At 33.7% G+C, this 23,614-nt stretch carries 24 protein-coding genes; 8 read left to right on the plus strand and 16 right to left on the minus strand.

Going from position 1 to position 23,614, the window contains the following annotated elements:
- Nucleotides 1-89: 89 nt before the first annotated feature.
- Together ACFX5F_RS11020 and ACFX5F_RS11025 are read right to left on the minus strand one after the other, a co-directional pair.
- The gene (locus tag ACFX5F_RS11020) at nt 90-1,538 is read right to left on the minus strand and encodes a glyceraldehyde-3-phosphate dehydrogenase (protein WP_379852085.1); all 1,449 of its coding nucleotides are present in this window, start codon (nt 1,536-1,538) and stop codon (nt 90-92) included.
- A 158-nt stretch (nt 1,539-1,696) separates the two neighbouring features.
- On the minus strand, nt 1,697-3,097 hold the full coding sequence (locus ACFX5F_RS11025; RefSeq protein WP_379852086.1) for a trypsin-like peptidase domain-containing protein: 1,401 nt from the start codon (nt 3,095-3,097) through the stop codon (nt 1,697-1,699).
- A gap of 136 nt (nt 3,098-3,233) precedes the next feature.
- Between ACFX5F_RS11025 and dapF the strand changes: the two genes are divergently transcribed.
- From dapF to ACFX5F_RS11055, 6 genes are all read left to right on the plus strand, one after another.
- Nucleotides 3,234-4,037 (plus strand): diaminopimelate epimerase, encoded by an 804-nt coding sequence (gene dapF, locus ACFX5F_RS11030; RefSeq protein ID WP_379852087.1) that lies wholly within the window; start codon nt 3,234-3,236, stop codon nt 4,035-4,037.
- Between the two features lie 68 nt (nt 4,038-4,105).
- The gene (locus ACFX5F_RS11035; protein ID WP_379852088.1) at nt 4,106-4,630 is read left to right on the plus strand and encodes an ORF6N domain-containing protein; all 525 of its coding nucleotides are present in this window, start codon (nt 4,106-4,108) and stop codon (nt 4,628-4,630) included.
- A 227-nt stretch (nt 4,631-4,857) separates the two neighbouring features.
- Nucleotides 4,858-5,409 carry a GNAT family N-acetyltransferase gene (locus ACFX5F_RS11040; protein WP_379852089.1) on the plus strand — a complete coding sequence of 184 codons (552 nt, stop codon included), beginning with the start codon at nt 4,858-4,860 and terminating at the stop codon, nt 5,407-5,409.
- Nucleotides 5,410-5,430: 21 nt separating this feature from the next.
- On the plus strand, nt 5,431-6,471 hold the full coding sequence (gene mltG / locus ACFX5F_RS11045) for an endolytic transglycosylase MltG (RefSeq protein WP_379852090.1): 1,041 nt from the start codon (nt 5,431-5,433) through the stop codon (nt 6,469-6,471).
- Between the two features lie 2 nt (nt 6,472-6,473).
- The gene (locus ACFX5F_RS11050) at nt 6,474-7,394 is read left to right on the plus strand and encodes a DUF2279 domain-containing protein (RefSeq protein WP_379852091.1); all 921 of its coding nucleotides are present in this window, start codon (nt 6,474-6,476) and stop codon (nt 7,392-7,394) included.
- Nucleotides 7,395-7,491: 97 nt separating this feature from the next.
- Nucleotides 7,492-8,133, plus strand: a complete 642-nt coding sequence (locus ACFX5F_RS11055) for a peptidoglycan-binding protein LysM (RefSeq protein ID WP_379852092.1) — start codon at nt 7,492-7,494, stop codon at nt 8,131-8,133.
- Nucleotides 8,134-8,186: 53 nt separating this feature from the next.
- Here the strand turns inward: ACFX5F_RS11055 and ACFX5F_RS11060 are convergent, their stop codons facing one another.
- The 11 genes from ACFX5F_RS11060 to dnaA all read right to left on the minus strand — a co-directional run bounded on the left by ACFX5F_RS11060 (nt 8,187) and on the right by dnaA (nt 19,952).
- On the minus strand, nt 8,187-8,720 hold the full coding sequence (locus tag ACFX5F_RS11060; protein WP_379852093.1) for a hypothetical protein: 534 nt from the start codon (nt 8,718-8,720) through the stop codon (nt 8,187-8,189).
- Nucleotides 8,721-9,064: 344 nt separating this feature from the next.
- A complete protein-coding gene (gene scpA / locus ACFX5F_RS11065) occupies nt 9,065-11,203 on the minus strand; it encodes a methylmalonyl-CoA mutase (RefSeq protein ID WP_379852094.1) in 2,139 nt (712 codons plus the stop codon).
- Between the two features lie 68 nt (nt 11,204-11,271).
- Nucleotides 11,272-12,636, minus strand: a complete 1,365-nt coding sequence (locus ACFX5F_RS11070; RefSeq protein ID WP_379852095.1) for a methylmalonyl-CoA mutase subunit beta — start codon at nt 12,634-12,636, stop codon at nt 11,272-11,274.
- Nucleotides 12,637-12,672: 36 nt separating this feature from the next.
- Entirely contained in the window at nt 12,673-12,996 is a 324-nt protein-coding gene (locus ACFX5F_RS11075) for an FtsB family cell division protein (RefSeq protein ID WP_379852096.1), read from the minus strand.
- A gap of 150 nt (nt 12,997-13,146) precedes the next feature.
- Nucleotides 13,147-13,755, minus strand: a complete 609-nt coding sequence (gene udk / locus ACFX5F_RS11080; RefSeq protein WP_379852097.1) for a uridine kinase — start codon at nt 13,753-13,755, stop codon at nt 13,147-13,149.
- Between the two features lie 251 nt (nt 13,756-14,006).
- Entirely contained in the window at nt 14,007-14,888 is an 882-nt protein-coding gene (locus ACFX5F_RS11085) for an SDR family oxidoreductase (protein WP_379852098.1), read from the minus strand.
- 76 nt (nt 14,889-14,964) lie between these two features.
- Complete coding sequence (locus ACFX5F_RS11090; protein WP_379852099.1) at nt 14,965-16,095, minus strand: methionine aminotransferase; 1,131 nt, start codon at nt 16,093-16,095, stop codon at nt 14,965-14,967.
- An 84-nt stretch (nt 16,096-16,179) separates the two neighbouring features.
- Nucleotides 16,180-16,707, minus strand: a complete 528-nt coding sequence (locus ACFX5F_RS11095; protein ID WP_379852100.1) for a hypothetical protein — start codon at nt 16,705-16,707, stop codon at nt 16,180-16,182.
- Between the two features lie 525 nt (nt 16,708-17,232).
- Nucleotides 17,233-17,955 carry an SAM-dependent methyltransferase gene (locus ACFX5F_RS11100; RefSeq protein ID WP_379852101.1) on the minus strand — a complete coding sequence of 241 codons (723 nt, stop codon included), beginning with the start codon at nt 17,953-17,955 and terminating at the stop codon, nt 17,233-17,235.
- 93 nt (nt 17,956-18,048) lie between these two features.
- Nucleotides 18,049-18,516: a low molecular weight protein-tyrosine-phosphatase gene (locus ACFX5F_RS11105; RefSeq protein WP_379852102.1), complete on the minus strand. Its 468-nt coding sequence runs from the start codon at nt 18,514-18,516 to the stop codon at nt 18,049-18,051.
- A gap of 8 nt (nt 18,517-18,524) precedes the next feature.
- Complete coding sequence (gene dnaA, locus ACFX5F_RS11110; protein WP_379852103.1) at nt 18,525-19,952, minus strand: chromosomal replication initiator protein DnaA; 1,428 nt, start codon at nt 19,950-19,952, stop codon at nt 18,525-18,527.
- Nucleotides 19,953-20,137: 185 nt separating this feature from the next.
- On the opposite strand from dnaA, the gene ACFX5F_RS11115 reads away from it, so the two are divergent.
- A complete protein-coding gene (locus ACFX5F_RS11115; protein ID WP_379852104.1) occupies nt 20,138-20,542 on the plus strand; it encodes an acyl-CoA thioesterase in 405 nt (134 codons plus the stop codon).
- A gap of 29 nt (nt 20,543-20,571) precedes the next feature.
- Here ACFX5F_RS11115 and ACFX5F_RS11120 read toward each other — a convergent pair whose 3' ends face one another.
- From ACFX5F_RS11120 to ribD, 3 genes are read right to left on the minus strand one after another with little or no spacing between them, the layout of a single operon-like run.
- On the minus strand, nt 20,572-21,201 hold the full coding sequence (locus ACFX5F_RS11120; protein WP_379852105.1) for an IMPACT family protein: 630 nt from the start codon (nt 21,199-21,201) through the stop codon (nt 20,572-20,574).
- A 14-nt stretch (nt 21,202-21,215) separates the two neighbouring features.
- Nucleotides 21,216-21,818 (minus strand): HAD family hydrolase, encoded by a 603-nt coding sequence (locus ACFX5F_RS11125; protein WP_379852106.1) that lies wholly within the window; start codon nt 21,816-21,818, stop codon nt 21,216-21,218.
- Nucleotides 21,811-22,854 carry a bifunctional diaminohydroxyphosphoribosylaminopyrimidine deaminase/5-amino-6-(5-phosphoribosylamino)uracil reductase RibD gene (ribD, locus tag ACFX5F_RS11130; RefSeq protein ID WP_379852107.1) on the minus strand — a complete coding sequence of 348 codons (1,044 nt, stop codon included), beginning with the start codon at nt 22,852-22,854 and terminating at the stop codon, nt 21,811-21,813. The genes ACFX5F_RS11125 and ribD overlap by 8 nt, the downstream gene beginning before the upstream one ends.
- A 117-nt stretch (nt 22,855-22,971) precedes the next feature.
- Here ribD and ACFX5F_RS11135 point away from each other — a divergent pair, with 117 nt between their 5' ends.
- A complete protein-coding gene (locus ACFX5F_RS11135) occupies nt 22,972-23,457 on the plus strand; it encodes a GNAT family N-acetyltransferase (protein WP_379852108.1) in 486 nt (161 codons plus the stop codon).
- Nucleotides 23,458-23,614 lie beyond the last annotated feature (157 nt).

A 23,614-nucleotide genomic window follows, 5' to 3' on the forward strand; every position in this document is an offset into this window, starting at 1 on the left:
ATAAAAAAATTCGCCAAGTTCTTGCAAACGAGACGAATTTTAATCTAAAAAAAACTAAAAAAAATTAAAAAGGCATTTTAAATTAACTGCTAGTAATACGTAAAACGTCTTACTTTAGCAATATATTTTGCCAGTCTAATGACTTGATGGCTATAGCCATATTCGTTGTCATACCAAATGTACAATACGATATTCTTTCCATCTTTGGAAACGATTGTTGCGTTGCTGTCATAAATTGAAGGTGCTGATGTACCTACAATATCCGAAGAAACTAACTCGTTATTTAAGGAATATTTTATTTGTTCTACCAATTCGCCTTCTAATGCATATTTTTTCATAATAGCATTGATTTCCTCAACTGAAGTCTGTCTTGATATTTCAAGGTTTAAAACAACAAGGGATCCGTTAGGAACTGGAACCCGAATTGCATTGGATGTTAATTTACCTTCAAGCGATGGCAACGCTTTTGCAACAGCGCTTCCGGCCCCCGTTTCGGTAATTACCATATTTAGTGCAGCAGCTCTACCACGACGGTACTTGTTGTGCATGTTATCCACTAAATTTTGGTCGTTGGTATAAGCATGAATAGTTTCTAAATGTCCTTTTACAACTCCTAAAGTATCTTCTACCGCTTTAAGAATTGGTGTAATGGCGTTAGTCGTACATGATGCAGCCGAAAAGATATTTATTTCATCAGGGTTATATTCGTTTTGGTTTACACCGTGAACGATATTTGGCACCCCTTTTCCTGGAGCGGTAAGCAATACTTTTTCAACTCCTTTAGAAGTTAAATGTCTGCTTAATGCTTCATGAGTGGTAAAAGCACCCGTATTGTCAATAACTAAAGCGTTATCAATTTCATAAAGTGTGTAGTCAATTTCCTCTGGTGAGTTTGCTGTAATGACGTGAACGGTTGTCCCGTTGATGATTAATGCATTGTTTTCAGGATCAGCAGTTACTGAACCTTGAAAGTCACCGTGAATAGAGTCGTATCGCAATAACGAAGCTCTTTTCTCTAAAGTCGAAGCGTCATTTTTATCTCTGGTAACAATGGCTCTCAATCGCAATTGATTTCCTTTTCCAGTTTTTGACATTAATTCGCGAGCCAATAAACGTCCAATTCTACCAAAGCCATAAAGAATTACATCTTTAGGTTGAATTTCTTCAAATGATTTCGCTTCTTTTAATTTGTCAATTACAAAATGTCTTGCATCTGGATATTTTTCGTCTTCTAAACGGTATTCATAAGTAAGTTTACCAATATCCAATTTGGAAGGTGGTAAATCTAATTCCGATATCACTCTGGCAATTTCAACCGAATCGAAAACGGTAATAGGTTTTCCCACAAATTCACCTGCATATTGATGCAAGTTGATGATCTCATTTACATTTTTGTCTAATAATTGATTTTTAAACAAAACCATTTCTATGGATTTGTCGTACCATAAATCACTTATAATTTTGATTAATTCGACTCCGGCACGTCGTCTGTCGACTTGAAATGAAACTTCTTTTTGGTACAAAGTTGTGTTGTTCATAGTTGAAAATTTGTAAAAATTAAGTAGTTATTTTTTTAAATTTGGCGCAAAAATACCTATTTCAATCGATTTCGTAAACTATTTTGTGATTTATTTTTGAAATAAAAAAAACCATCTTGTTTTGGCAAGATGGCTGTTAATTTTGAATGGAAAAATATTTAGATAATAATTTGTAGAATTTGTCCGTTTTTATTGATCATTTCTATTCGTACGCTCTGACTCTCCTCTTTTTTATTTAAAAGTTTAGAAACCGTCTCAACGTCCTTTGCTTTTTCATTATCAATACTCAGAATTATATTTCCTTTAAGCTCGTCTTCATATTGTCTTAAATTTTCATTCGTAATCGATTTAATTTTCACTCCATAACTCAAATTAAATTTCTTTTTATCATTTGCATTAATATTCTCTAATTCCATTCCTTTAAACTCCGTACTGAAAAATTCATTTTTGCTCAAGATTACGGGGAGAACTTTGTTTTTTCCGTCTCTGATAAAAGTAACCTGCACCTTGTCATTTGGTCGTTTGGTATTGATATAACCTGAAAGATCCGCATAGGTAGCTACATTTTGATTGTCGAGTTTTATGATAATATCTCCTTTTTCAAGGCCGGATTTTTCGGCTCCTGAGTTTTTAGTTATGCCATTGATATAAAAACCTTGTGTTTCTGCAATTCCTAATTCTTTGGATGCAGTTGCATTCAATTCGCCTCCTTCAACGCCCAGAATTCCTCTTTGAACATTCCCGAATTCCATAATGTCTTCAATTATTTTTCGGGCAATATTGGATGGAACCGCAAAAGAATAACCAACATATGAACCGGTCATAGAAGAAATCATGGTGTTGATACCAATTAGTTCCCCTCGCGTATTTACTAAAGCACCACCGCTGTTTCCTGGATTTACTGCAGCATCAGTTTGTATGAAAGATTGGATCCCGCTGGTGTCTAAATTCCTTGCTTTGGCCGAAACAATCCCTGCGGTAACAGTAGAAGTTAAGTTATACGGATTACCAACTGCCAGAACCCACTCGCCAATCTTCACCGAATCAGAATTGGCGAAAGCCGTATAAGGAAGTTTCTCATTGGCATCAATTTTTAATAAGGCAATGTCCATTTTTGAATCGGTCCCAATGAGTTTCGCTTTATAGGATTGTTTATTATTTAATGTGATTTCAATTTCTGAGGCATCTTTTATTACGTGATTGTTAGTGACGATATAGCCGTCTTCAGAAATAATTACACCTGATCCCGTTCCTACTTGTTCCTGGGTTTCTCCTCCTTTGTATCCGTAAAAATATTCAAGCATAGGGTTGGTGACTGTTTTTCGGGAGACGTTTTTCACATGCACCACAGTGTGAATCGTTTTTTCTGCAGCTTCGGTAAAATCGACATTCTCGGCGGATAATCCAACATTTCTGCTATTTGAGTCTGAAGCAAGTGTCACAATTGGGTTGTTACTTTTAGAAAAATACCCGTTATTGTCAAATAATAACTTGTATGCGCCCAATGTAGTGGCGCCGCTCAACAATGACACTAGAAATAAGGTTGAAAATCGTTTCATATTACAATACAGTTTTAAATTATTTTAGAGTAAAAATAGCGTTAAAATATTTTTTTTAAAAGCAGTTTAACGCTCTTTAACAATGATTAACATATCATTAATAGTTTGTACTTTTGTATAACACAATTAAAATAAAATGCAAATAGAATTTTATAAATACCAAGGAACCGGAAATGATTTCGTAATGATTGATAATCGTTCTAATTTTTTTCCAAAAGATGACATTCAACTCATTGCTCGTTTATGTGACAGGCGTTTTGGGATAGGAGGAGACGGACTTATTTTATTGGAAAATGATGAGGTTGCTTCGAATCTCGCAATGCCAATCGATTTCAAAATGGTGTATTACAACTCAGACGGGAATCAAAGTTCGATGTGTGGCAATGGAGGAAGATGTTTAGTGGCTTTCGCCAAAAAGTTGAACGTGATTCAAGATAACGCTACTTTTATAGCTACAGACGGCTTGCATCACGCTTCAGTTGCGGCTAACGGAATAGTTTCTTTGCAAATGATTGATGTTCCGGAAGTGAAAATTACCCCTGATTATGTGTTTATGAATACAGGTTCGCCTCATCATATTCAATTGGTTGAGGATTTGGAGCATTATAATGTCAAAGAAAAGGGAGCTAGTATTCGTTATGGAGAATTGTATGGAAAACAAGGAAGCAATATCAATTTCGTAAAAAAAATTGATGAAACTACTTTTTCACTTCGTACTTATGAAAGAGGAGTAGAAGATGAAACCTTGGCTTGTGGAACTGGAGCAACCGCAGTAGCAATAGCGATGAATGTATTGGGCGAAACGAAAGCGAACTCGATAGACTTGAATGTTGAAGGAGGGAAGTTGGTTGTTTCTTTTGATGAAAAAGATGGGAAGTTTAGCAATGTTTTCTTGAAAGGACCAGCAGAGTTTGTGTTTAAGGGGACAATTGATATTTAAATCGTTGTTACAAAGTTTTATTATTTAAATAGATAGAGAAAATTACTTTTACAAACGAAATAGGAAATATGAGCAAAGTGATTGTCATCCCAGACGATATTATAAGTAGTAAAATTTACTTAATAAGAAATCAAAAAGTAATGTTAGACAAAGATTTGGCGGAACTTTATGCAGTTGAAACCAAACAGTTAAAAAGACAGGTCCGTAGAAATATGGAGCGATTTCCGGATGATTTTATGTTCGAGCTTAGTCAACAAGAGTTCGATAACTTGAGGAGCCAATTTGGCACCTCAAATTGGGGAGGTACCAGATACGTACCTATGGCATTTACGGAACAAGGAGTGGCAATGTTGTCTAGTGTGCTTAACAGTGCAACAGCTATCAAAGTCAATATACAAATCATCCGTGTTTTTACTAAAATAAGAAAAATGATAACTGATGCTTTGAGTATGAAATTAGAAATCGAAGATATTAAAAAGAAACTTTCTAATCATACTAAAAATATAGAACTGGTTTTTAACTATCTCGATGAACTGATTGATAAAAAAGAAAATATAGAACCAAGGAAGAAAATAGGATTTAAAAGTAATTAAATTATTGTGATGGTAGATTTATCAATTTTAGTTTTGTTATTATTTATTTGTTATTATTTATTTGTTGTTTTTTGCTTTATTCTCAATTCAAGAATGGTGGATTTTCAAAAATGAATTATTATGACAAATATCGTTCAATGATTAGTTATTTACTTTTTCCTATTGGGATAATAATTTTACTTGTTTCTATTTTTAATAAATTGATTGCCAATTCATAATTATTTCAAATGATAACATTAAAAGGAGAGAATATCTACATTCGCGCATTAGAGCCCAATGACCTGGAATTTATTTATGCTATTGAAAACGACCAAAGTATCTGGGAAGTAAGCAATACACATACGCCTTACAGTCGCTTTTTGGTAAAGCAGTATTTAGAAAATGCACATCAGGATATTTATGAAGCCAAACAGTTGCGATTGGCGATTTGTCAGGATCAGGATTTTCCGGCTTTAGGATTAATCGATTTGTTCGATTTTGACCCAAAGAATAATCGAGCAGGAATTGGGATTGTAATCCAAGGTAATGAAAACCGCAATCATAATATTGGTTCGGAAGCATTAGAATTATTAATTCAATATGCTTTCCATCATCTCAATTTACATCAATTGTATGCAAATATAGGCACCGAAAATGCAGCTAGTAATGCTCTTTTTACTAAATTTGGCTTTCAAAACATTGGAGTAAAAAAAGATTGGAATTTAGTTAACGGCGTTTATAAAGACGAAGCGATTTTTCAATTAATTAATAGTCACACGAGCGTCAGCGAATTGGCGTAGCAATTTTAAAAAATAAATATTTTGAACTTAAAAAAAATTATAACGATAATATCTGTTGTGTTAATAACAGGATTAATAGTGTACGGATTTATTTTAGTACGTCAGATTTTTTCAGACAATACAAAATTTTCGGAGAATCAAGTGTATGTTTATGTGCCCACGGATTCCAATTATGACGATGTAAAAAAAATAATTGCGCCTTATATTCAAAATATGAATCGTTTTGAATTGGTTGCTGAAAAAAGGAATTACCCAGAAAATGTAAAACCTGGACGATTTTTGCTTACAAAAGGAATGAACAGCTATAATTTAGTGAAATCTTTGAGAAGTAATGTTCCCGTAAATTTGGCCTTTAATAATCAAGAACGATTAGAGAATTTTGCAGGTCGAGTGGGTTCCCAAATTGAAGCCGACAGCTTATCGTTACTAAAGTCTTTTAAGGATTCCATCTTTTTGAAAGAAAATGGTTTTACTGAGGAAAATGTTTTGGCGATGTTCATTCCTAATACTTATGAACTGTACTGGAACACTTCGGCTGAAAAATTCCGAGATAAAATGATTAAAGAATACCGTAATTTTTGGAACAAAGATCGAACAGCTAAAGCTGCAAAACAAGGATTAACTCCAATTGAGGCAACTGTTCTAGCTTCGATTGTACATAAAGAATCCGTAAAAAAAGACGAAAGACCCAGAATTGCAGGCGTTTATTTGAATCGTTTAAGACTGCAAATGCCTCTTCAAGCCGATCCAACGGTGATTTATGCCATAAAAAAGAAGTCCAACGATTTTAATCAAACAATCAAAAGAGTATTCTACAATGATTTAACTATGTCTTCTCCTTACAATACCTATATGAATACCGGACTTCCTCCGGGACCTATCGCGATGCCTGATATTACCGCATTGGAAGCAGTTTTAAATCCGGAAAAGAATAATTTTATCTATTTCTGTGCTAGTGTGGATCGTTTTGGATACCATGAATTTGCCGCTACTTTGGGAGAACATAATAAAAATGCCAAAAAATATTCTGATTGGATAAACAGTCAAGGTGTAAAAAGATAGTTTTGAAATTTAAAAAGGGTTTGTGTTTGCTCATTTTCTTTTTGATAGGATTTCAAGCTGTTTTTAGTCAAAATAAAATCGATAGTTTCCTGAAACCATCCGATTCCTTAAATACCAAAAGACAAAATGGCGTAATCATTTCTGAAGCGGTATTGGCCTCAGGAACTTTAATTGGTTTAAATCAACTTTGGTATGCGGATTATCCAAAATCTGATTTTCATTTTATAAATGACAATTCGGAATGGATTCAAATGGATAAAGCAGGTCATCTGTTTTCGGCCTATCATTTAGGAAGAGTAGGTGCTGAGGCCTTGAATTGGAGTGGAGCCAGCAAAGAAAAGCAGTTGGTTTACGGCGCTGGTTTAGGATTTGCCTTTCTGACCGCTGTTGAGGTTTTTGATGGATTCTCTTCGGAATGGGGGGCATCAACAGGTGATATTATTGCTAATGCTTCGGGTACGGCTCTGTATGTTTCACAGGAACTAATCTGGAAAGAACAACGTATAACTCCCAAATTTTCTTTTCATACCACACAATATGCTAATCAAAGACCTGAAGTTCTAGGAAGCTCATTTGCGGAGCAAATATTAAAGGACTATAACGGGCAAACCTATTGGCTATCTGTAAATTTATATTCCTTTTCTAAAGACTCAAAAATTCCCAAATGGTTAAATTTGGCTTTAGGTTACGGAGGCGATGGAATGATTACAGGAAATAAGGAAAATTATTGCCAAAATTCAATCCCAAATCCGCAAAGATTCAGACAATTTTATTTGAGTTTTGATGCTGATTTGACTAAGATCAAAACAAAATCCCATTTTTTGAAGACATTTTTTTCCATTTTAAATACAGTGAAAATTCCAGCTCCAACGATTGAAATAAGGCAGTTCAACGGTATTAAGTGGCACTTAATCTATTTTTAATTTTCTTTAACACATTGATTTTCAGTATTATTAAAATTGTTGTATCTTTGCAGGCAGAAATTTCTTAACGGGACAGCGTTTTGAAGAAAAACAATTTATGATAAAGAAATGGTATTTTTACACTGGTTTGGGCCTTATTATCGCTTTTTTAAGCTCTGGTTTTAAACCTTTTAATTTAGAGACTACCCCATGGTTTCTAGTTGATGAACAAGATGGATCACACTACTTATTCCCATCTGAAAAACAAAATGATTACACCAATTTGAATATCCCTTTTACCGGCAATTTCTTTATTGGTTTCAAAGAAGCAATCGGCTACAGAGAATCTGAAAGCAAATACAAAAAAATCAATTCTTTAGGATATTTAGGTAAATATCAATTTGGTATAGAAACGCTAAAGTCGGTAGGAGTTCATAACAGCACCGCGTTTTTGAACAGTCCTGAAATGCAAGAAAAAGCATTTATCGCCCTTCTGGCGCAAAATAAATGGGAGTTAAAAAAAGAAATTGAAAAATATTCTGGAACATTACTTAACGGAATCTACGTCACAGAATCGGGAATTTTAGCTGCGGCGCATCTTGGCGGCCCAGGGTCAGTAAAAAAATATTTTAAAAACAAAGGCAAGCGGTTTTTTCGTGATGCTTATGGTACTTCAATCCAAAGTTATATGAAAGCATTTGGTGGATACGATACCTCATTTATAGTTGCTGATAGTAACGCAACAATTAAAAGCATATAATTTCTGATTGGATTATTGAAAACAAAAAAAACCTGTCGTAAGACAGGTTTTTTTTATTTTATTAATGTTGGTTTGCTTGTTTTGACAATATCTCCATTCGGTTTAACTACTAATTTAATAACGTCCTTATCTTTTTTGATTTTTAAGTTATACTGTTTTTTTGTAACATCACCTTTCTCTTGGGTATAAAGGAATTTATCATTAACAATTGTCCATCCTGGATAAGTTCTGTAAACAGAGTAAATCACCTGATTGGGAAGTCTTACATTTTTGAAATCTTCAACAACACGCACCAATTTCCCTTTTTCATCATAAGTTGCTGCCAAAGAACCATTTTTTGCTTTCATAATCACAAGATATTCTTCAGCTCCTTCAGCGTCTTTACCAAGGTCATACGCAATGAATTTTTGTTCTACAGCTTTTACTTTTTGATCTGGACTATTACTTGGTAAATATACCGAAAAATCTTTTCCTGCTCTTTTAATGATAACTTCAGGTAATTCTTCTATTTTAATTTTCCCAGTTTCTTGCGAATAGGACGAAGTTGATATAACCAAAAAGACTAAAATAATAATAAATGTTTTCATAATGTTCAATTTTAAATTAGTAATGGTTTTTAATTTTTTAAAAATATTTAATTGAATTTTTGTTTATTATTTTTTAATGAATTGTAAATCAATTTTTTGTGTCTAGATCACCAGCCGAAAATGAAAGTGTTACTAGTAAATTTAGGTTTTTATTAAGAACTTTCAGTTAATATTTACTATAAGTTTTGTTAATATAAATTGCCTTTACGGTGTTTTTTTAATAGGAAAAATGCTGAGTTATTATAAGTAAATAAAAAAAGCACCAATTAATAAAATTGGTGCTTTCAAATATCATGATCGTACTTTTTTGAGTGTAGGGGCCAAAAAAAGATTGTTAGGAGGAATTATTCCATTCCGTCCATTAAGATTTCTAATATCTTAATTGCTGCTTCACTAATTTTAGTTCCAGGACCAAATACGGCAACTGCGCCTGCATCAAACAAAAATTGATAATCTTGCGCAGGGATTACCCCGCCAACAACTACCATAATGTCCTCACGACCGTATTTTTTAAGCTCCTCAATTACTTGTGGAACTAGCGTTTTATGTCCTGCTGCGAGAGAAGAAACCCCTAGAATGTGTACATCGTTTTCTATGGCTTGTTTGGCTGCTTCTGCTGGCGTTTGAAAAAGTGGGCCAATGTCCACATCAAAACCTACATCGGCATAGCCCGTAGCGACAACTTTTGCTCCGCGATCGTGTCCGTCTTGCCCCATTTTGGCAATCATAATTCTTGGTCGACGGCCTTCTTTTTTAGCAAATTCATCCGCTAGTTGTTTTGCTTTTTCAAAGCTTTTGTCGTCTTTTATTTCTTTGCTATACACGCCACTAAAGGATTTAATTTGTGCTTTATATCTTCCGAATACGGTTTCTAATGCATCGCTGATTTCACCTAAAGTAGTTCGGTTTCTTGCGGCTTCTACGGCAATTTCAAGTAAATTACCTTCTCCAGTTTGAGCACAAAGGGTTAATTTTTTAAGTGAATTTTGTACTTTTTCGGTATCTCGGGTTGCTTTAATTCGGTCTAATTGTTCCAGCTGCTGTTTGCGTACCATTTGGTTATCAACATCCAGGATTTGCAAAGGATCTTCCTTTTCTAAGCGGTATTTATTGACACCTACAATAATATCCTGGCTACTGTCTATTCTTGCTTGTTTTCTGGCAGCTGCTTCTTCGATACGTAATTTTGGAATTCCAGATTCAATGGCTTTGGTCATTCCTCCAAGTTCTTCTACTTCTTCGATTAGTTTCCAGGCGTTTTCGGCAATCTCATTCGTCAAACTTTCTACATAATAACTGCCGGCCCATGGGTCAACGGTTTTAGTAATCTTAGTTTCTTCCTGTAAAAATATCTGTGTGTTTCTCGCAATTCTGGCAGAAAAATCGGTTGGCAAGGCAATAGCTTCATCTAAAGCGTTTGTGTGCAAGGATTGTGTTCCTCCAAATGCGGCCGCTGAAGCTTCAATGCATGTTCGAGCCACATTGTTAAAAGGATCTTGCTCTGTTAAACTCCATCCTGAAGTTTGACAATGGGTTCGCAATGTCAATGATTTATCATCTTTTGGGTTGAATTGTTTTACTAGTTTTGCCCAAATCATTCTACCGGCACGCATTTTGGCAATTTCCATAAAATGGTTCATCCCAATAGCCCAAAAGAAAGAAAGGCGAGGAGCGAACTCATCAATTTTCATTCCTGTGGCAAGTCCGGTTCTAATGTATTCCAATCCATCGGCTAGTGTGTATGCTAATTCAATATCGGCAGTTGCACCAGCTTCCTGCATGTGATAACCTGATATGGAAATCGAATTGAATTTAGGCATTTTTTTGCTGGTGAATTCAAATATATCAGCAATTATTTTCATTGAAGGAGTTGGCGGATAAATATAGGTGTTACGAACCATGAACTCTTTCAAAATGTCATTTTGTATCGTTCCTGAAAGTTTTTCCGGTTTTACACCTTGTTCTTCGGCAGCGACAATATAAAAAGCCATAATTGGTAAAACGGCACCATTCATCGTCATAGAAACTGACATTTCATCCAAAGGGATTTGGTCGAATAATACTTTCATATCCTCAACCGAGTCAATTGCAACTCCCGCTTTTCCAACATCTCCCACAACACGTTCGTGATCGGAATCATATCCGCGATGTGTAGGTAAATCAAAAGCGATTGATAACCCCTTTTGTCCTGCGGCAAGATTTCTTCTGTAAAAAGCATTACTCTCTTCAGCGGTCGAAAATCCGGCATATTGCCTCACTGTCCATGGTCTGCGCACATACATCGTTGCATAAGGTCCGCGTAAATTTGGTGCAAAACCAGCCCCAAAATCAAGATGAGTAAGATTTTCAATGTCTTGTTTTGAGTAGGTTTCTTTTAAGTCAATACCTTCGGCAGTTATAAATTCTTTCGAATTTACAGTTTCGATTTCCGAGTTTAAATTAGATGTATCAAGGATTATATGTTGTAAGTCTTTCCTTTTCATTTTTTTAGCTAAAGTCCGAAGCGTCGGGATTATTAGTTGGAATGTTTTTATTTTCGTATGACTCTTAATTACTCTTTGTCCAGTCTCTCTTGCTCTATTTTTTCTGACAGACGTTTTTCGATTATCGGAGTGATTAAGGTTTTTCTAGGATTTTGTTTTACAAAAGGAAATAGTTCTAAATCGTGTTTCATTCTGTCATCCTTATTAGGATATTTATTTGTTCCCAATAAAATTTCCTTTCCAGCATCAAATAGTTCTTGTTCTTTGTCTGCGCTTTCCTGGATTTTGCGCTTGATTAAACCGTCGTTTAATTGTTTTAAGAAACCACCGTTGGCTTCAATATCTTTGAATAAAGCCAAAGATTTTTCAGCTAATTGATTGGTAATATTTTCTATATAATAACTTCCATCGGCTGGATTATTTACTTTGTCAAAATAGCTTTCATGCTTAAGAATCAATAATTGATTTCGGGCAATTCTATCGCCAAATTCATTGTCTTTATGATACAATGCGTCATAAGGTAAATTAGCAATAGCATCCGCACCACCTAGAATTGCCGACATACACTCAGTAGTCGTTCGCAACATATTTACGTTATAATCATAAAGTGTTTTGTTGCGTTTTGTTGGAGAAACTATAATGTTACAATCCAGATTATGATTGTATTCTTTTGCAATTAGATTGAAAAGTAATCGTAAAGCACGGAGTTTTGCAATTTCAAAAAAGTAATTGGTCCCAACAGCAACTTCAAATACAATTGGCTGATTTAGGATTGTAATTTTGTTAAAATATTCGTTTGCATGCGCTAAACTATAAGCGATTTGCTGCACCATGTTAGCTCCAGCATTTTGATATAAAGCTGAATTAATGCTTATTATAGAAGTGGTTGTTTCTTCTTTTGAAAGCAGATTCAGTGTTTCAAAATTATTTTTTTCTTTGGTAACAAACCAGTTTCCGTCTTTGGCCAGTTGTCCGATAGGATCCAGATTGCAAAAGAATGTCACGTTTTTTTCTTTTGCAATTATTTCAATTTTTTTTACGAAATCGATTGAAAGAAAAGTCAAATTAAAGTAAATAGTTACCTTTTCTAAAGGAAGTTTAGCTAACAATTTTTCGATATCAATGGTATCATTTTCTAGCGTAAAACGTAAGCTTTCTGCGCCGCGATTTATGGAGTCTAAAGCTCTTTCGATGGATTTTTCTACATCATAAACAAAAATGTTTTGACATATTTTAAATTCGGTTGCTTTTGTAGAAACTGGATAAGCTTTCGTAAATTCATCTTTATGATAAAATGGTTTTACCTTAATATCTTCAGGCGAATTCCAAATTAATGTTTCATTATAGTCGGCTCCATTGAGTTCAAATTGGATTTTTTGCTTCCATTCTTTGGAAGAAACGGGATTGAAATCATCGAAAAGGTTTGTAGCCATTTTGTTTGTTAATTATGGTATTGTGAAAATTAAATTTTATTTTTTTTCAACCGTGTCACCTTCGAATTCGATGATATAAATATCTTCACTATCTTTTTTCATATAGTATTTTTCGCGGGCGTATTTTTCTATTTGTTCTGAATTTTTTAATTGTTTGATATTTTCTTGGTCTTTCTTTATCTCGTCTTTATAATAGGCGGCATTGTCTTCGAGTTCGTCCATTTGCTTATCCAGAAAACGATGGTCGAAGTACGAATAGTTGTCAAGAAAAATCATCCAGGTACTAAAAAATAACAAGACCCAAACATACTTGTTACTCAAGAATTTAAACCAAGGTTTGTTTTTATGCGGATTTGTCATCTAATATGTTTTTTAGCCCCGATTGCAGTGAAAATCCTTTCTAGTTCTGAACTTGTTTCAGGATACTGAAAACAAGTTCAGAACTAGAAAGATTGTAACGTAAAGCGGGAAATAGCTCCTAATAAATAATGCAATAAAATTACAATAAAATTATAGAATTTTTTGATTTATTACCGCACGAACTACATCTATAGCTACAGTATTGTATTTGTCGTTTGGTATTATGATATCGGCAAATGCTTTTGTAGGTTCTATAAATTGTTCATGCATTGGTTTTAATGTCGTTTGATATCGATTGATCACTTCGTGCATGTCTCTGCCGCGTTCTACTATATCCCGTTTCATTCGGCGTATTAATCTTTCGTCAGAATCAGCGTGAACGTAAATTTTTACATCAAATAGGTCTCTTAATTCTGGGTTTGCCAAAATTAAAATACCTTCAACAATCATCACTTTTCGGGGGTGTGTAAAAACGGTATCGTCAGTTCTATTGTGTGTTACAAAGGAATAAACGGGTTGATTAATGTTATTTCCTTCTTTTAATTCCTTAAGATGTGCTACCAGTAACGGGAAATCAATGGCGCGCGGATGATCAAAATTGATTAATGCTCTTTCGTCAAAGGATAGACCATGGTTTTCTTTATAATAGGAATCTTGAGAGATAATACCTACTTCCGTTTCCGGTAATTCATTCATAATCTGATGAACTACGGTTGTTTTTCCGCTTCCCGTTCCGCCTGCAATTCCTATAATGAGCATAAATTTTTTGTTATGTTTCTATCACGCAAAAATAGGAATTAAATTGCGAGTGAATTTTATTTTCGAGAAATATTTGCTAATTTAATATAGTTGTTGGTTAATGAGGATTTTGTTTTTTTAAACGTATTCTAAACCGTAAAGTTTAAATTCACAACTGTACTAAACTTTTCTTGTCATAAAAATTCCCCCAAATAGCGACTAACTTTTTGGGGGAACTGCAATTTATTTGAAGCTTTTTTTACTTGTAAACCTTATTTGTTCTTCTTTGCTTTAATCATCATTTCCAATTGATCCCAAAGTTCTTCAGGAATGGCTTCCAAAATATTGAATTGTCCAGCTCCTTTTAGCCATTCGCCTCCATCAATGACAACTACTTCGCCATTTACATACGCTGAAAAATCAGAAACTAAATAAGCAGCTAAATTGGCTAATTCCTGGTGATCACCTACACGTTTCAAAGGCACTTTCTTTGCCATATCAAACTTTTCGGCTAAATCGCCGGGTAACAATCGATCCCATGCGCCTTTAGTTGGGAATGGTCCTGGAGCAATCGCATTAGAACGTATTCCGTATTTTGCCCATTCTACAGCAAGGCTTCTTGTCATGGCTAGAACTCCAGCTTTTGCTGTAGCGCTAGGCACTACATAAGAGGAACCTGTCCAGGCATAAGTCGTTACGATATTCAAAATGGTAGATGAGTTTTGTTTGGTATCAATCCAATGTTTTCCAAAAGCAAGGGTGCAGTTTTTAGAACCTTTTAATACAATATCGATTACAGTATCAAATGCATTAGCAGATAATCTTTCGGTCGGTGAAATAAAATTCCCGGCTGCATTGTTTAATAATACATCAACCTTTCCAAAAGCTTTTAAAACTTCTTGCAACATATTTTCCACTTCTTCGTATTGACGCACATCACATTGAAGAGGAAAGCAAGTTCCACCCGTTTCCGCTTGCAGTTCTGAAGCCGTATTCTTTAGTTTCTCTAAATCTCTTGAGGTAATGGCAACCTGCGCACCTAGTTCTAAAAAATATTTAGTCATTGCTTTGCCTAATCCGCTTCCGCCTCCGGTTACAACAATTACTTTGCCTTTAAGTGCATCATCGCGTAACATTTTATCTGTATAACTCATAGTGTTTTATAATTTGAATTGTAAATATAATTAAATAGTATGCGCGCATAGTAAAAAAAATAAAATATTATTTTTTTTACTGAATAGCACATAATCTTTTAGCAGCAGCTTCTAGCGTGTCATTATTTTTGGCAAAACAAAAACGTATTAGTTTAAGGTCTTTTCCATCGGCATGAAAAATTGAAATAGGAATAGCGGCCACTCCATGTTCTACTATCAACCATTTACAGAAATCGACATCATTTATGTCAGAAATTGAAGCGTAGGATGCGACCTGAAAATAAGTTCCTTCGCAAGGCATTAGTTCAAATTTACTTCCCTGTAATAATTGCCTAAAGTAGTTCCGTTTTTCCTCATAGAAGCTTCTTATTTCATTGACAGAAACTAAATCTAGATACTCGCTAATGGCAACCTGGCAGATGCTATTTACACTAAAGACCAAAAATTGATGTACTTTTTTGATTTCTTTCATTAAATATTCGGGTGCCACTAAATAACCAATTTTCCATCCGGTAACATGAAATGATTTTCCAAACGAAGAAACCATCACGCAACGATGTAGTAATTTTTCTCTACTATGTGCTGAAATATGTTTTTCATCGAAAGTGATATATTCATAGACTTCATCGGATAGCAAAGTGATTTTTGGATATTTTTCCAGTAGTAATTCTAAAATTTTAAAATCAGATCCGTTTAAAATTTTACCCGTCGGATTATGCGGATTATTAATGATGATCATTTTGGTTTTCCAATTGCAAGCTTTTTCTATCCTGTCCCAATTTGGCGTATAATCGTCGTTCAGCGAGACCCGAACCGGATTTGCGTTGCATAACAATACGGGAGCTTCATAACAATCATAACTTGGATCTAAAATAATTACTTCATCATTGATTTCTACCAAAGCTTGAATTGTGGTAAAAATGGCTTGAGTAGCACCTGCGGTAATTAATAGTTCTGTTTCCGGTTGAATAGCTCTTCCATAGGAATTCTTAACTAGTATTGCTATTTTTGACAATAATGGAGGATATCCTGACATGGGTAAATATTGGTGTACATTCTGCTTTGCAAGCTTGGCTACAATATCTGTTAATCGTTCATCGACTTGAAAGTTTGGAAAACCCTGCGAAAGATTGATAGCATTATACTCGGTTGCCATTTTAGACATTATTGTAAATATGCTAGTGCCAATATGTGGAAGTTTGCTCATATAAAAATACATTCGTTATTAAGCAGAAAAGTATAAAAAAAAAGCCACCCGAAGGCAGCTTCTGAAAATTAAAGTTAATTGTAGTTACTTGCCTTTCATGATTTCTCCGTCTGCGCTAACTACCAGTTTTCGAGTTTCTTTATCTCTTTTAATTTTAAGATTATATTCTTTTTTAACGACATCACCTTCTTCTTGAGAATACAAATACTTGTCATTAATTATTTGCCATCCTGGAAATGCTTTATAAACCGAGTAAACCACACTACTAGGAAGTTTTACATTTTGATATTTTTCAACAACTCGTGTTAATTTTCCGTTTTCGTTATAAGTAGCGGATAAGGAACCACTTTTAGTTTCCATTATCACCAAATAGTTTTCGTAACCTTCGTAATCTTTACCCAGATCGTAGGCGATAAATTTATCTTCTAAATTTCTCACTTTTAAATCAGGGTTTCTGTCCGGTAAATATACAGAAAAGTCTTTTCCAGCTTTTTTAATAACAACCGCTGGTAATTCTTCTATTTTAATATTCCCATCAACTTTAAGCGTGTCTTGCGAATAGGAGATCGTAGTTATGCTTAAAAAAAACAAAATAACAATAAATGATTTCATAATAATAGTTTTAAAATATAATTATTTACAAAGAATTATAATGATGTATTAATTATGACAAGGCTTACGGTTTTCTTCCCCTTTTAATTTATTAGATTAATATAAATCATTATTATTCAGGATATTAACAATTTTTTTTTCTTAAATTTTAAAATCAAGAAAATGTTGGGCACAAGTAAAATTAACACTTTTTTTAGAATTTCAGGGTTAATGGTTTCTATAATTAATGTTAAATAAAGCTGCTTTTTTCTTCTAATTATTAATCGGAAAAACCGTTATTAATGATATAAAGTTGGATAGTTTTGTTTTTAGAGGAACTATTTTTTAAGGTTCAAGAGTATTTAATAAAAAGTATTTTTTACTTTTTTGTTTCTAAGATAGCTGAGTGTTTATATTAGAATCAAATGTTTTTTAAAATAAGGAAAATATAATTTTATTGAGGATTTTCTAAGTCTTTGGTAACTTATAAACAATAGAATTTACTGTAAATGGATTGTTTAAACGATAATTTGTAATAGACAAACTTTACATTTTGTGTATGATAAAAATTGTGGGACGTTTATGTAAATCGATGGTTTCTTTTTTCCAAGCTGCAATTTTCTTAGTCTTGATATATTCTGTTGGTAAAGTGATATCAGTTGCAATACATAAATGTGTCTCTGGATGGAGTGTTTGCACTAAATCTTCTAATAATTTATTGTTGCGATATGGAGTTTCGATAAAAATCTGAGATTGATTTTTTTCGAAAGATACCCTCTCTAAAGTTTTAAAACTGGCTTTCTTTTCGTCTTTTTCAATAGGTAAGTAGCCATGAAACGTAAAACTTTGCCCGTTCATTCCTGACGCCATCATGGCCAAAAGAATAGAAGAAGGACCTACCAACGGAACAACCTGGATTCCTTTTTCATGGGCTAATTTTACAATCACAGCACCGGGATCTGCCACTCCGGGACAACCCGCTTCACTCATTAAACCTACATTTTTACCTTCCAATAAAGGTTTGATGAAATCTAAATGCTCTTTCGTTTCAGTATGTTTATTCAAAACAAAAAGCTTTAGCTCTGATTGTTTCTTCTCGGGACTAACTTCTTTGATGGATTTACGAGCTGTTTTGTCATTCTCAACAATATAATAATCAATAAAATCAATGCTTCTTTTTATGGTCTGTGGTAAAACATCCATTGGGTCGCAATCACCCATCGTGGTAGGGATTAAATAGAGTTTTCCTAAAGGAGTAGTTGATTTCATGGGTCTAATTTTATATTTGGAAGCTAAATGTATGAGGATAGAATTAATTAAAAATAAAGAAGCTATTTTTAAAAATCTTTTTAAAGTAGAAATTTATAGATGTCTGGCTATTAATTCTTTGGCAATCACGTCGCACGCATTATCTAGCATATTGTAAATGATTTCAAAACCGTTTGGTAAGCCAAAGTAAGGATCGGGAACATCTACGTTTTCGTTAGGGAATAAAGAATTTAATACAAGATGAACTTTTTCCCTTTGTTCTTGGTTTTGGGCAAGTTGAACTACATCATCATAATTGGTATTATCCATTACAAAAATATAGTCAAAAGTATTGAAATCACTAGTACTGAATTGTCTCCCTTTTTGTTCTGAAATATCTAAATTGTATTTCTTTGCTACAGCTATTGAACGATCATCAGGTGAACGACCGATATGCCATGAGCCTGTTCCTGCTGAATCAACTTTAAATTTGTTTTTGGGAAGTTTAGAAGCTAATATTCCTTCAGCCAAGGGCGACCGACAAATATTTCCTAAACAAACCATTAAGATTTTTATGGGCATAATGCTTTTTATAGCGTTAATTTCTTATTAATGTCATCAACAAATTTCTTGAATTGTTTGTCGGTCGCCATTAAATTATCAACGGTTTTACAAGCATGTAATACGGTAGCATGATCACGATCACCAATTTGGGAACCAATATTAGCTAAGGATGCTTTTGTAAATTTTTTAGCAAAAAACATAGCTAACTGTCTAGCTTGTACTACATGTCTTTTTCTAGTTTTAGATTGAAGTGTTTCTAAATCCAATTGAAAATAATCAGAAACAATTTTTTGAATATAATCAATCGAAATTTCTCGTTTTACATTTTTGACGAATTTTTCAACGACACTTTTCGCAAGTTCCAGCGTAACCTCTTTCTTGTTGAAGGACGATTGTGCAATCAAGGAAATTATAGCCCCTTCAAGTTCACGTACATTCGATTTTATATTACGGGCAACGTATTCAATAATTTCTTCCGGTATTTCAACACCATCTCTGTATAATATATTTTTCAGTATAGAAATTCTGGTTTCGTAATCCGGTTGATGCAATTCAGCAGACAATCCCCATTTGAAGCGAGATAATAAACGTTGTTCGATATCTTGCATGTCAACTGGTGCTTTGTCCGAAGTCAAAATTACCTGTTTGCCATTTTGATGCAAATAGTTGAATATGTGAAAAAACACATCTTGAGTTCCTGATTTTCCGGAAAGGAATTGGACATCATCAATGATTAATACATCTATTAATTGATAGAAATGAATGAAATCATTTCGGTTGTTTTTCTTTACCGAGTCAATGTACTGTTGGGTAAATATTTCAGCTGAAATGTATAAAACTGTTTTGTCCGGATATTTATCTTTTATTTCAACACCTATAGCATGTGCTAAATGTGTTTTTCCCAGACCAACACCGCCAAAAATCAATAATGGGTTAAAAGATGTTCCACCTGGTTTATTGGCAACTGCCATCCCAGCAGATCTGGCTAATCTATTAGAGTCTCCTTCGAGAAAATTATCAAAACTATAATTCGCATTCAGTTGAGATTCAATTTTTAAATTGCGAATTCCTGGAATTACAAATGGATTTTTTAACTCTGGGTTTAAATTCTTGAATGGAGCATCAACTTCTTGAGGCTTCATAGGGACTCTATTGGCACTAGGTAATTGTTCCGTAAACGGTTGTTTGTTACCATAAGTGTTTTCCATTCTGATTTTATAAAGTAACTTAGCGTTTTTTCCAAGTTCTTTAGTAAGTGCCACTTTTAATAATTTGACGTAGTGTTCTTCTAACCATTCATAAAAGAATTTGCTAGGAACTTGAATATATAATGCGTTATCGGTAAGCTCAACTGATTTGATTGGTTCGAACCAAGTTTTATAAGCTTGATCCTGAATGTTGTCTTTTATAAAAGACAAACAGTTTTCCCATACTGATTGAGCAGTTTTGTTCATAGATTCTGTTAAATTATTTTTATTTGGGTATTTATTATCCTACAAAAAAAAGAATGTGTTTCTAATATTTTTCAGGGTAACAAATATGTGAACAATTTTCTGTAAAAAAAAATATAATAGGTGATAATTTTATAAATTAATGTTGTAAGGAGCTTTATGAATTTTAAATTTTTAATAAATAATTAATGAAAGATCATCAAATTCAAGTTCGGGTTCGCTATTCAGAAACAGACCAAATGGGTGTTGTTTATCATGGTAATTATATCCCTTATTTTGAGATAGGAAGGGTGGAATGGCTTAGACACAAAGGGATTTCTTATAAAAGCATGGAAGAAAGCGGTATCGCTCTTCCTATTGTTTCAATGAATATAAATTATAAAAAATCAGCTCGATATGATGAGTTGCTTACTGTTCATACCGTTTTTAAAAGTCAGAGCTCTGTGAAGATAGAATTTGATTGCGCTATTTATAATGAATCGGAAGAGTTATTAACAACGGCCCAGTTTATATTAGTTTTCGTGTCCTTAAAAACGGGTCGCCCAATGGCCCCACCGGATTATATTTTAGATTTGTTAAAAACTATCGAATAACTTATCAAAGTGGTTTTTTTTTGTAGAAATTAAAGTCTTTTTATGTTGATTTCGAATATAGAATTAAAGATGTCGAATATCGTTTCGGCATTTTTTTTTCGAGTTTTTATCTCGATTTTTCCTGTCGGCTGTTCAAATATTTCATTTATTTCCATTTCCTGAGTTACAATTTCTAATTTTTTTTCTTTGATTACTCGCATTACTTTATTCATATTGACGTAATCAAATGTGATTATAAAATGAATATCAATTGTTTTTTCTACTATTTCACAAGTTTCAAGAATCATTTGAGCAGTTGTTTTGTAGGCTGTAATCAATCCGCCAACACCTAATTTTACGCCTCCAAAAATGCGGACCACTACAATTAGTATATTGGTAACAGAAAATGACTGAATTTGGCCATAAATAGGCATTCCCGCGCTGTTGCTTGGCTCTCCATCATCATTTGCTCTATACGTTATCGTGTCAGTACCTATTTGATATGCATAGCAAAAGTGCCCGGCATTAGGATGTTCTTTTCTTAAACTATCAATGATGGATTTTACTTGGTCGTCAGACAGTATCGGGAAAGCATAGCCAAAAAATTTGCTGTTTTTTTCTTTGAATAAAACGGATGAAGGGGAAGTTTCAATAGTATTGAACGTGTCTTTAAATTCCAAAAGGGTATTGTTTTCTAAATTATTTTTTTATCGAATAAATCAACGATATCTTCTTCGCCCACTTTTAGATGCCAAACTTCTATTCCTAACTTGTGCGCAGCATCCGTATTTTCTTTTTTATCATCGATAAACAGAGTTCGTTTTGCAGACAACTCATGATTGTTTATGACGTAATTGAAAATTTCAGCGTTGGGTTTCCTAATTCCAACTTCAAAAGAAAAATATACTTTTTCGAAACATTGGTAAAAATCACTGTAAAAGGAAACGCCGACTTTCTGTTCGAAAGTTTCTATATGAATTGAGTCGGTGTTGCTTAGTAAAAATAAGCGGTATTTTTTGGAGAGCATTTGAAGAAATTCCAAACGGTAAAGCGGGAAGTCTAAAAGAATCGCATTCCAAGCGACTAATATTTCTTTAATACTTGCATTTGGGAGGTGTTTTTGAATACCAAAAAGAAAGTTTTCTCTTGAGATTTGTCCCATTTCAAACTGAATGTTTAAGTGGTCTAAGTCATCATTCCATTCTTTTAAGCCTAATTTTTTTAGGCCATCCATAGTGGCTTGTTTGTCCAGATTGATAAATATATCTCCAAAATCAAAAATAATAGTATTAATCATCGTTTCTAGATAATATTAGTTCGTCATCACCAATTGAAAGTTTTTCGAACGATTTTCTAATCAATATTGGTGCTTTTATCCCTTCTTTAATTAGGGTATTTCCAATAAAAATACGCGCTTCGTCCCAAAGATTGGAATCAATAAAGGTCTGTATAGTTTGCCTGCCTCCCTCTATAATCACCGATTGAATTTGATGTTTATAAAGCATTTCAGCGATTTGTGTTGCTATATTTTGTTCGAAATCAATTACTTCAAAGATAATATTTTCTTTTTCAACGGCAGGCTTTAATTTCGAAAACACGATTGTTTTAACGTTGCTGTCAAATAGATAATGTTCGTTTGAAATGCGATTGTTTTGATCTAAAACCACCCGAATAGGATTAGTACCGATCCAATCCCTCACATCTAATTTTGGATTGTCATCAATAACGGTTTGGGTTCCTACAAGAATAGCTTGTTCTTCACTTCTCCATTTATGTACCAATTGTCGTGAATGCTGATTAGTAATCCAAACTGGTTTTTTTTTTAATTTTTCTAAAGGAGCGATAAATCCATCTTTACTTTCGGCCCATTTCAAAATTATGTACGGTCTTTTCTTTTCATGAAAAGTAAAAAAGCGTTTATTCAGTTCGTTGCATTGGGTCTCAAGAATACCAACGGTAACCTGTATTCCGGCTTCGATTAATTTTTTGATGCCATTTCCAGCTACTTTCTCATTAGGGTCAACAGTTCCAATAACAACATTTGGGATTCTATTTTTCACAATCAAATCACAACAAGGAGGAGTTTTTCCAAAATGACTACACGGTTCTAAACTCACGTAAATAGTCGATTTTTTCAACAACGATTTATCTTTTACTGAATTTATTGCATTTACTTCTGCATGCGGTTCGCCTGATTTTTTATGCCAGCCTTCGCCAATGATTTTACCATCATAAACTATTACGCTTCCAACCAAAGGATTGGGATAGGTTGTTCCCAAGCCGTTTTCGGCCAATTCGATGCAACGATTTATATATTTTTCATGTGTTTTCACCTTGCAAAAGTAGTTATTTTTGAGTTTAGCCTTGAAGCTTGCCAATTTGTTTTAAAACTTTCTAAAATTACAATAAACAATTTCTACTTTTGTGATTAAAATTAGCGGTGTTAAAAAATGGAAAATTACAGTATTAGAAAAATAAAAAAAGAGGACAATAGTGCAGTTGCAGCATTGATTAGAGCTGTTTTTGACGAATTGAATATTCCTAAAGTGGGAACGGCTTATGAAGATCCTTATTTGGATTTAATGTTTGAGGAATACAGCAAGCCAAAATCAGTTTATTACGTCGTTGAAAAAGAAGGCAGAATTATCGGTTCGGCTGGAGTGGCGCAACTTGAAAATGAAGCAGAAACTATTTGTGAATTGCAAAAAATGTATTTTTTGCCAGAAACACGAGGTTTGGGAATAGGAAGCCAAATGATGGCTAAATGTTTGCACAGCGCAAAGGATTTTGGTTTCGAAAAGTGTTATTTGGAAACAATGCCTTTTATGCTCGATGCGCAGAAACTCTATAAAAAAACTGGCTTCGAATATATTTGTTCGCCTATGGGAAGTACAGGTCATATAAGTTGTCCGGTTTGGATGTTGAAAGAGTTGTAAAAACTTCAAAATTCGTTGTTCAAACTTTAATTTTTTTTAATGTTGAATATTCAATTTTGAATAAAGATGAATTGCCGTTGGTTTTAACCAACGGACTCTGAAATTTAAATTATTATTGGCTTTAGCCAAAATTTGATGTTGAATTTTGGATAAAGCC

This window comes from Flavobacterium zhoui (assembly GCF_042787235.1).
Taxonomy (GTDB): Bacteria; Bacteroidota; Bacteroidia; order Flavobacteriales; family Flavobacteriaceae; genus Flavobacterium; species Flavobacterium zhoui.

Bases quoted from the DNA above. Each gene is read 5' to 3' on its own strand.
- ACFX5F_RS11020 (WP_379852085.1), bottom strand. From the start codon at position 1,538: ATGAACAACACAACTTTGTACCAAAAAGAAGTTTCATTTCAAGTCGAC.
- ACFX5F_RS11025 (WP_379852086.1), bottom strand. From the start codon at position 3,097: ATGAAACGATTTTCAACCTTATTTCTAGTGTCATTGTTGAGCGGCGCC.
- dapF (WP_379852087.1), top strand. From the start codon at position 3,234: ATGCAAATAGAATTTTATAAATACCAAGGAACCGGAAATGATTTCGTA.
- ACFX5F_RS11035 (WP_379852088.1), top strand. From the start codon at position 4,106: ATGAGCAAAGTGATTGTCATCCCAGACGATATTATAAGTAGTAAAATT.
- ACFX5F_RS11040 (WP_379852089.1), top strand. From the start codon at position 4,858: ATGATAACATTAAAAGGAGAGAATATCTACATTCGCGCATTAGAGCCC.
- ACFX5F_RS11055 (WP_379852092.1), top strand. From the start codon at position 7,492: ATGATAAAGAAATGGTATTTTTACACTGGTTTGGGCCTTATTATCGCT.
- ACFX5F_RS11060 (WP_379852093.1), bottom strand. From the start codon at position 8,720: ATGAAAACATTTATTATTATTTTAGTCTTTTTGGTTATATCAACTTCG.
- scpA (WP_379852094.1), bottom strand. From the start codon at position 11,203: ATGAAAAGGAAAGACTTACAACATATAATCCTTGATACATCTAATTTA.
- ACFX5F_RS11070 (WP_379852095.1), bottom strand. From the start codon at position 12,636: ATGGCTACAAACCTTTTCGATGATTTCAATCCCGTTTCTTCCAAAGAA.
- ACFX5F_RS11075 (WP_379852096.1), bottom strand. From the start codon at position 12,996: ATGACAAATCCGCATAAAAACAAACCTTGGTTTAAATTCTTGAGTAAC.
- udk (WP_379852097.1), bottom strand. From the start codon at position 13,755: ATGCTCATTATAGGAATTGCAGGCGGAACGGGAAGCGGAAAAACAACC.
- ACFX5F_RS11085 (WP_379852098.1), bottom strand. From the start codon at position 14,888: ATGAGTTATACAGATAAAATGTTACGCGATGATGCACTTAAAGGCAAA.
- ACFX5F_RS11090 (WP_379852099.1), bottom strand. From the start codon at position 16,095: ATGAGCAAACTTCCACATATTGGCACTAGCATATTTACAATAATGTCT.
- ACFX5F_RS11095 (WP_379852100.1), bottom strand. From the start codon at position 16,707: ATGAAATCATTTATTGTTATTTTGTTTTTTTTAAGCATAACTACGATC.
- ACFX5F_RS11100 (WP_379852101.1), bottom strand. From the start codon at position 17,955: ATGAAATCAACTACTCCTTTAGGAAAACTCTATTTAATCCCTACCACG.
- ACFX5F_RS11105 (WP_379852102.1), bottom strand. From the start codon at position 18,516: ATGCCCATAAAAATCTTAATGGTTTGTTTAGGAAATATTTGTCGGTCG.
- dnaA (WP_379852103.1), bottom strand. From the start codon at position 19,952: ATGAACAAAACTGCTCAATCAGTATGGGAAAACTGTTTGTCTTTTATA.
- ACFX5F_RS11115 (WP_379852104.1), top strand. From the start codon at position 20,138: ATGAAAGATCATCAAATTCAAGTTCGGGTTCGCTATTCAGAAACAGAC.
- ACFX5F_RS11125 (WP_379852106.1), bottom strand. From the start codon at position 21,818: ATGATTAATACTATTATTTTTGATTTTGGAGATATATTTATCAATCTG.
- ACFX5F_RS11135 (WP_379852108.1), top strand. From the start codon at position 22,972: ATGGAAAATTACAGTATTAGAAAAATAAAAAAAGAGGACAATAGTGCA.